The organism is Mesorhizobium sp. M0830, assembly GCF_040319965.1.
Taxonomy (GTDB): domain Bacteria; phylum Pseudomonadota; class Alphaproteobacteria; order Rhizobiales; family Rhizobiaceae; genus Mesorhizobium.
Window position 1 is genome coordinate 20,964 of the sequence record NZ_JAMYOR010000075.1, and the last position, 8,323, is coordinate 29,286.

General features: G+C 54.0%; 5 protein-coding genes. 3 read left to right on the forward strand and 2 right to left on the reverse strand.

Features of this window, described 5'->3' with window-relative positions; all coding sequences use genetic code 11:
- Positions 1–7: 7 nt before the first annotated feature.
- Both NKI20_RS29565 and NKI20_RS29570 read right to left on the reverse strand, forming a co-directional pair.
- On the reverse strand, positions 8–1,813 hold the full coding sequence (locus NKI20_RS29565) for an ATP-dependent helicase (RefSeq protein WP_352837178.1): 1,806 nt from the start codon (positions 1,811–1,813) through the stop codon (positions 8–10).
- Positions 1,779–3,572 carry an ATP-dependent nuclease gene (locus NKI20_RS29570; RefSeq protein WP_352837181.1) on the reverse strand — a complete coding sequence of 598 codons (1,794 nt, stop codon included), beginning with the start codon at positions 3,570–3,572 and terminating at the stop codon, positions 1,779–1,781. Before NKI20_RS29570 ends, NKI20_RS29565 begins: the two co-directional genes overlap by 35 nt.
- A gap of 668 nt (positions 3,573–4,240) precedes the next feature.
- Here NKI20_RS29570 and NKI20_RS29575 point away from each other — a divergent pair.
- The 3 genes from NKI20_RS29575 to NKI20_RS29585 all read left to right on the forward strand — a co-directional run bounded on the left by NKI20_RS29575 (position 4,241) and on the right by NKI20_RS29585 (position 8,287).
- Positions 4,241–6,466: an nSTAND3 domain-containing NTPase gene (locus NKI20_RS29575; protein ID WP_352837184.1), complete on the forward strand. Its 2,226-nt coding sequence runs from the start codon at positions 4,241–4,243 to the stop codon at positions 6,464–6,466.
- 337 nt (positions 6,467–6,803) lie between these two features.
- Positions 6,804–7,055 (forward strand): helix-turn-helix transcriptional regulator, encoded by a 252-nt coding sequence (locus NKI20_RS29580; RefSeq protein WP_031202594.1) that lies wholly within the window; start codon positions 6,804–6,806, stop codon positions 7,053–7,055.
- The gene (locus NKI20_RS29585) at positions 7,052–8,287 is read left to right on the forward strand and encodes a tyrosine-type recombinase/integrase (RefSeq protein WP_352837188.1); all 1,236 of its coding nucleotides are present in this window, start codon (positions 7,052–7,054) and stop codon (positions 8,285–8,287) included. The genes NKI20_RS29580 and NKI20_RS29585 overlap by 4 nt, the downstream gene beginning before the upstream one ends.
- Positions 8,288–8,323 lie beyond the last annotated feature (36 nt).

Here is an 8,323-nt window from a genome sequence, read left to right on the forward strand (position 1 = left end):
TAGTGCTTTATTCAATCCGGTCTTGAACCTCTCGAATAAACGGCGAAGGTCGACCCGAGGAATAGACCAAATGCAGCTCACTCTCCGCTCGTGTGAAACCGACGTAAAACAAGCGGCGGCTCTCAAGAACCTCCCTGGCGGATGAATTTGCACGGGGCAATCTCCCCTCGTCCATTCCAAACAGCACTACCACAGCAAATTCGCGCCCCTTCGCACTATGGAGCGTCGACAATACGATCCGATCGTTGCCCTCGCCGAACCCAGAAAAAAGTGCGAGGCTCATATCGTCTATGTTGCCGCCCGGCCCAATTCTTCCGAGGAAAGTGTCCAAGACCAGAGCATCGTCGCCGAGAGTTCGACACCCTCCGAGCAATACTTGCAACACATCAGCTCGAAGGCGTGAGAGCCAAACATAAAGACTTTCGCTGCCATCGCGAGAATTCCAAAGGAAATCAATTAGAGAGCGCTTGAATGAGAGCTGCTTCTCCACAGAAGTGATGACCTCCGAAAAGATGCGGCACCCCTCAGCATGCAGCTTTGACAGGCGAGGGATTCCGCTCTGCCAGCCACTGCAACACCATATCGCGCACAATTCCACCCACCGCATCAATCGACTTGATCTGGGATAGAGCGCGTTGGTGTCCGAACGAAGAACACCGAAACCATAGGCGGCCGCAGCCTCGGCTACGGCGTCACCGATCCAAGCAGCTGGGTAGAGAATGGCAATTTGCCCCAAACGAAGCCCGTGTTGCCGTTCTAAAATGGCCGGCAGCAATGTTGCGAAAAAATACTCGGCGTGCTCGGCATATACTCCAGGTCGAGGATGGAAAAAAATCGTTCCCTCGGCTGCACCTTCTGCAGCTTCGTAGTCTCGATCTTCTCCCAGCGCATAGGCCGATGCTGCGACAATACGCGACCCGCATCGATAGTTCAGCCGTAGCGAAATGGTTTCGACATCATCTCTCTCAGACAATTGCTTCAGAAGTTCAGGATAGGCTCCGGTAAAACCATATATCGATTGATCAATATCCCCGACGGCGAACAACCTCATGCCGGTGCTAAAGCACAAACCCAAGACCATTCGATGCAATGCCCGACCAAGGTCTTGGTACTCATCCACCGCCAAGACCGGGTATTTCGCGAGAAGGGCACGCTGAATCCATTCATGCTCGCGGAGCGCTCTCACTGCCATGAGCGGCATGTCATCAAAATCTATTAAGTCGCGGGCACGCAGAGCCGCCTCGTATGCCTCTATCAAGCCGGCCATTTGCGCATTGCGGCCACGCCATTCGGGAGCATCGCGATTGAGGATGGATCTGCGATAGTGATCCATTTGCATGCGCCAATTGTTGGGATCACCCGAACCGCCGATTGTTTTCCGAAACGCGATCCCTAGCGCCGTGCTTTGCTGCTGGCGAGTTGCCACCGAAAAATCTTCCGGCAGGCCCAAGTCTGCTGTTTTTGCGTACGGCATCAGAATTTGCGTCAGGGAAAACGAATGGACGGTCCCGATAAAAACGCGGCGTCCAGGTTCGACGCCTAGGTTTTCAAGGCGGGTTTCGAGCTCCCGAGCGCACTCGTTGTTGTACGTAAGGCAAGCAAGCCCCCGTGGCTCTTCGATGTCCTCTGCCAACATCCGCGCCAGCTTGGTCGTGAGCGTCTTCGTTTTGCCGCTTCCCGGTCCAGCCAACACGACGCAGTGGCCGGCCGAATTGTATGCTTCCCACTGGCCAGGATTGTTGCGCAGCTCTTGAGCTGCTTTGAGATAGAGAGTTGACTCAGACACGGCTGACCACAAATGCGATTGCGTCACGAATGTATTTCGGGACCTCAATGTCCTCTATTCGTGTTGCCAGGCGCTGAGCGAACCTCCCCTTCCCGATATCTTCAATCATCGACAGATATGAAACAGGGTCCATTGTTTTCGGATTCGCCATCCAAGCGTTTATAAGAGCGACCCTTGCTGGACCGAATCTGCCTTCTCGCAATGTCTCCAAGATTGGCGAAATGAGATCGCCAGAAAAAAGATCTATCTCGAGCGTGTCGTTGTTCAGAAAAATTCCGAACGCCTCACACCTAGTGCCGAAATCATCATAATCCTCTATCGCCTCGAGTTCGGCGATAAGCGCCGTCGGTTGAGTACCGGTCCGACTCTTTTCAACCTGCCCAACCAATTTAATCGCTCGATTTATCCCGAGTGGGTCACTGTCTTTCTGAGGGTCCCAATCGGTAATCACCGAAAATGGAATGGCTAACGCTCCTAAGATCTTCGCGTATGGAAGAAAATTGGTTCCAGCGACGGAACAGACGGTGATGCCGAGCCTATCTAGCGACCGGTCCATTTCACTAGCGAATTCCGGCACGAGAAATTTCTCGGCATCTCCTTCCACCAAAATCACCCCACGCGCGAAAAGCATTTCTGCACGCGTTACATCGAGATAGCGTTGCAGATCGTCGATGTCGGCATCTGTCAATTGAACTGACGCCGTAGAGCGTCCTATTGTTCCCTGGGTGGCGGTCGCCTTTAACAGCAAAATCGACCGTAGCGGAGCGACACTCGCGATGTGCGGCGAGTGCGTGGTCAGAATCATGGAAAGTTGGCTGCCCTCGTCATCCTCGACCTGTTCGAACAAATTTCGGTATACGGACCGCTGTAAATGTGGGTGGAGGTGCGCCTCGGGCTCTTCGATCGCCAACAATGTATGATCGCGTTTGTTCTCCGCTATCAGATGCCTCAGCTCAAGCGCCTTGAGACTGAGGAAGACCATATTGGCAGAGCCAAGGCTGGCATCGCTAATCCCACGTGTGCCATCGTCAATTAAAAGTTTTATGTTTCGATAGAGACGCCTGGCATCCGATGGATTGAACCCAAGACGGGGTTTGATATCCTGTTTCGGCCCGCTCATTTCCGCGAAAAGCGTCCCGATATTCACTTCGAGCGCTGCGACCTCATCAAACTCGATGATCTTTTCCGTGGCGGCATCGATAGCGTCGCTGACGTCTTGCAGCTCTGCTGTATCAATATCCTTGAAAGCATTTTCGATCAGCGGCTTCAAAGGCGAGCGTCGCCAAGTTGCCAAGTCGCCTTCCGCATCGCGAAGCGCGGGAAGCAAGTCCATGGTGATGCGACGCCTCACATCATGGCCAAACCTCTTCGTCTCGCTTTGTCCCCCAAAGCATATGAAATCGTAATCGCTGTCGCTGCCGGGATCGCCCACCAAATCCGCTCGGGGCCGAAACTCGTAGGTCAGACGAACCGTGTCAGGGTCGTCATCAAGCCGATACTCTGTAAGGATCGCTAGAATATCGAGATCGTCTTCGAACTCCTTGATCTCAACGGATATGACAATCTTATCGTCTTCAGACGGGTCGCCAAGACCATCCCAAAAGTCCGACAGACTCAATTGTCGCGAAGAATCCGGCAGTGTCGGATCGAATATGAGCCGAAGAGCGTACAGAAGATTGCTTTTGCCGACGCGGTTTTCGCCGACTACGACGACATTTCCTGAAAGCGCCGCATCAAGGGCCGAAAAATTCCGAAAATTCCTAACGACGATCCGTGATATGTACATTCAAATTCCCCTCACCGACAGGATGGTGGATATCGCACAGATATTCAACAACATCACGAGCTTGTTGCCTGGTTGTTAGCGTCAAAAGAATAGGGAAAATAAAAAGCCGTACCACAAGCTGTGTGCTGTCATACAGCACGCTTGCCAAGGGGCCCCGCTGCGCGCCCCCGTTGTATCCCCCAGGCCAGAGGCGGTTCAATTCGATGCATCGAGCATCATTGAACCGGTGCACAGTTCGGCCGGTGCATCCGCGGATCAGAGGAGCGACCCTGCTTCCCCGACACGGCGCAGATCAACGTCCTGCCTTTGAATGCCGCGCCGGGAGAATTCCCTGTCCTACCCCCTTTCGACCAAGGGCGTTCGTGCCATTGGAATCCTGCGGCCTCTGGCGCCCCTTCGAACTGCGTCGCATGATCGCCCCGCACAGATCGGATCGTCGAGCGCGATGTCAATGAGAACATTATACAATTCGTCCAATTCCAGCTAAGGTACCGTAATAGTTCAACGAATTGTACGAAAGAGAGATTAGCTTGGACGCTGCACATACTCTTTCGCCAGCCCCTTCATCAAATCAGCGAACCGCCCAAGGTGCTTGGACGGATTTGGCGTTGCATACCCTAGGTTGGAAAGCATTCCAGGACTTGTGTGCTCATGTCTGCGAGGACGTGATGAACGTTCCGGTTGAGGTGTATCGCGAAGCTCAAGACGGCGGCCAGGACGCAGTCTTTGTATCGAGGCTGGCAGGAGCCGACAGCAGCTCTCCGACCACCACTGTGCAGTGCAAATTCAGCTCCAATGGGAGCCGGCATCTGAAAGTGGCAGACCTCGCTGAGGAGGTCGAGCATATCACTACCCTTAGAGAGCAAGGTCAGGTTGATCGTTATCTGTTGATGACCAGCATGTCCGTTTCAGGCCCCACGGCGATCGCGATCAAAGACCGCTTAAGAGCTCTGGGTGTCATCCATCCCCATGTGTTTGGGAAGGAGTATCTCGTACGCATCATTCGGGGTAACGCCCGGCTGAGGGCTCTAGTCCCCCGAATATACGGCCTGGGTGATCTCTCGATGATCCTCGATGAGCGTCGTGCGGCACAGACGAAATCTCTTCTGGGACATATGGCATCGTCATTACGGGCCTACGTCCCCACTGAGCCGCATGTAAGAGCGGTTCGCGTGCTCTCTAAGCATAAGATCGTTATGCTTGTAGGTAATCCCGCAACAGGCAAATCGACGATCGCTGCAGTTCTATCGACGATCGCGGCAGACAGCCCAAACCATGTCTGCTACAAAGCCGAAGGACCCAAACAGTTGCTGGACAATTGGAATCCAGAAGAAGGCGGTGGGTTCTATTGGATTGACGACGCATTTGGCCCCAACCAGCTAAGGGAGGACTTCGTCGATCACTGGATTGCGATCATGCCGAAATTGCAGGCCGCTACCGCTGCTGGAAATTCTTTCGTTCTCACATCACGTCGCCATATCTATGAAGCCGCCAAGCCGAAATTGGGTACCCGAAACCATCCTTTTTTTCGTGACAGCACGGCGATAGTTGAAGTCGGTCGCCTCAGTGAGCTTGAGCGTAGGCAAATATTGTACAATCACGTGAAATGCGGAAATCAGTCAAAGCAGTGGAAATTGACGGTAAAGAAATTCCTTGATGTTCTGTCAAAGGAGGCCACATTCACGCCAGAGATAGCGCGCCAATTAGGCGACCGGGCATACACCGCAAATGTAACGGCATCTCTCGATTCTCTGTTGAAATTTGTACGCGAGAACCGGGCCTTTCTGCTTCAAACGGTTGGTGAATTGTCAAAGGCACACAGATCGGCGTTGGCGCTAGTGTTCTTGCACCGGGGCAGAATGCCAGTGAGCGGTCCACTTCCAGAAATCCAGGAAATTGTGGTCCGCTTCTACGACGTGTCTCGGGAAACGCTCGCAGACTCTCTTAACGAACTAAGGGAGTCGTTTCTTGTTGAAGTAGCGGATGGCACAAGGCGCGATTGGAATTTCAAACATCCAACCTTGTCCGATGCCCTGGCCGCGATTCTCCGAGACGCTGAGGGAATGCGAGAGTTGTTCATTCGTGGCGTTGGCGTGGAGACCATATTATCGGACGTACTTTGCGACGGCGTCGAGCGCATTCCAGATGCGGTCATCATACCCAGATCTTTGAATGCGCTATTGGTGGACCGCCTTGTCGAGACGCCGGACGACGGCAGCCGAATAAATCGTCTTCTTTTCCATTTTTTGTGGGAGAGAGCGTCGGACGACGTATTCTGCCAAGTCCTGCAAAAAGATCCTGCAATACTCTCGCGAATAGCCTGGGCGAGTCGGGAGATTGCATATGACCCGAAGATAAACGTCTATTCTCGCGCGGCCTCCTTCGGCATTCTTCCGGCAGAACTGGGGATTGAGATGGGTGGACGGATTGAAAGGGATCTCATCTATGAAAGCGATGCTTCCTTCCTCGACCGAGAAGATATCCTGGCGCTGCTCAGCCCACTAGCTCTGGTCAAGCTCAGCAAGCGTATAAAGGCTGAAGTTATTCCGGCCTTGATGACCAAGATCGAGAACACGGGCGACAATCCCGATTCCGAGCTAACTCCGCAGGAAAACTTCGAGGACATCGAAGTCACCCTCAATTACCTTGCGAATTTTTATTCTGACGAAATCGAAGGTTTTCCTGAAATCAACGAGATGACAAAATTGATATCCTCCAATGTTGACGCTCTCGTTCGCAAGAAGGAAGAAGAAGAGAGGGAGCGTGACGAAGATGATTGGAGGTGGAGAGAGATGTCTGATCGTTCACCGAGTACACCAGTACCGCCTGCACCCCAGCAGATTCGTTTCAGCCCTTCTCAGGATCGGTCGATATTCAGTGATGTGGACGAATAAAATGACTCAATATTTAATGGTTTAGGGCAATTGATATATAGCTGGATGCCAGCCTCGACGAGCGCCGTGACGCTCGATCCCGATTCCCTGTCACGCTTGCCGACGATAGCAAAAGAGCGCCCCTTCAATAGTGGGTCTTGCGATGTAGCGGTCTCCCGACTCGAACCCCCGCGGCCGCGGTCCGCTATCCTATTTTCACGCCGCTACCGCCGTTTGCCGCATTGGCCGGACAGATCCATTCCAGGCATTGCAAGGAAAGGGTAGCGTGATTGCTTCTTAGTGAATGCTCCACTGTCGCGGAACTCAGCCCGCGAGGCGATGTGCAGCGAGAAAAGCAATGAAACGCTCACTTGGCGGGCTCCTGCTGTTCGGCATTAATCGAGAACAGGCAGCGGTAGCTATCGGCGTCAGTCCAACGACGTTCGACCAGATGGTCGCGGATGGCCGTATGCCACAACCGCGGATGCCCAGCAAAGAGCGCTATGTCTGGGACGTGGAGGAACTGGCAGAGGCATTCCGGCGGCTACCACACCGCAACAGCAAACTTGACGGCGTGTCCTCCAGCGATAATCCTTGGGATCGCAGATGATGGACGTGGCGAGCACCATGGTGAAATTCAATCTGAAAGGCGTTGTCGAAGACAGAGATCGGCACGGCAATATCCGGCTGTACTTCCGCGCACCGGGTAGAAAAAAGATCCGTCTGCGAGAAAAGCCAGGTTCAGCCGAGTTCCATGAAGAGGTGCGCTGCGCGCGCGATGGCGTCCCCTATGCTTCGGCTCAGAATGTGGTCAGGCCGGTAGTGAGGCCGGTGGCCCCTCGCGGCAGTCTGATGTGGCTTTGCCAGGAGTATTTCCGGCGCGGTGGCGCAGAGGTCGGCGAAGACACGATGCTTCGACGACGAACAATACTCGAAGGCGTTTGCAAACTGCCTCACCCGCTGAGCGGGCCAGTCAATCCGGACTTCTCGACGAAGGGTTCATTACCATTCGCGGCCATGAAGCGGGCTCACGTCAAGGAGCTCCGTGATACCCGGTCAGACGCTCCGGGAGCAGCCAACAATATTACAAAAGCCATTAGCGCAATGTTCGCTTGGGCCAAGGATGCCGAGATGGTCGAGGTCAATCCGGCAAACGGAATAAAGCGCCTGACTTCGGGCAATGGCGAAGGTTTCCACACCTGGGAAGTGTCGGAGATCGTCCAGTATGAGAAACGGCATGCGCGTGGCACTATGGCTCGTATGGCGCTGGCGATTTTCATGTTCACGGGTTTGCGACTGTCCGATGCAGCAATCTTTGGCAGACAACACATTACCCAGGTTCGCAACAAGGATACCGGGACTTGGGAGAAGTGGATCAGGATCAAGCCTGGCAAGACCGACAAGAGCAAGGTGCGCAAGGAAGCGATTGTCGTCGAACTGCCTCTGCTCCCAGAACTCGAGGATGAGCTTTCCTTCGCCCCGGCCGGCAACCTGACATTCCTCGTCACCGAGTATGGTCGGCCTTTCTCGGAAAACGGCCTTGGTAACAAGATGCGCCAATGGTGCGACGAAGCGGGGCTCCCGGGCTGCAGCGCCCACGGAGTCCGCAAGGCAGGCGCCACCGTTGCGGCAGAAAACGGAGCCACACATGAACAGCTGAAGGCGATTTACGGCTGGACGACGTATCAGCAGCCTGATCATTACATCCGCAAGGCACGCCGCCGGATAGTGGCGCAGTCTGCCCGGACGCTTCTGGTATTCGATCGAAACGAGAACGAAAATGTCCCACTTTTGGAGGGGGTGGAAGAGAGTGGGACAAAAAAGTACAAAAAACCCAATTAAATCAATGGCATCGAAAGCCAATGGTGGGCCCGGAGG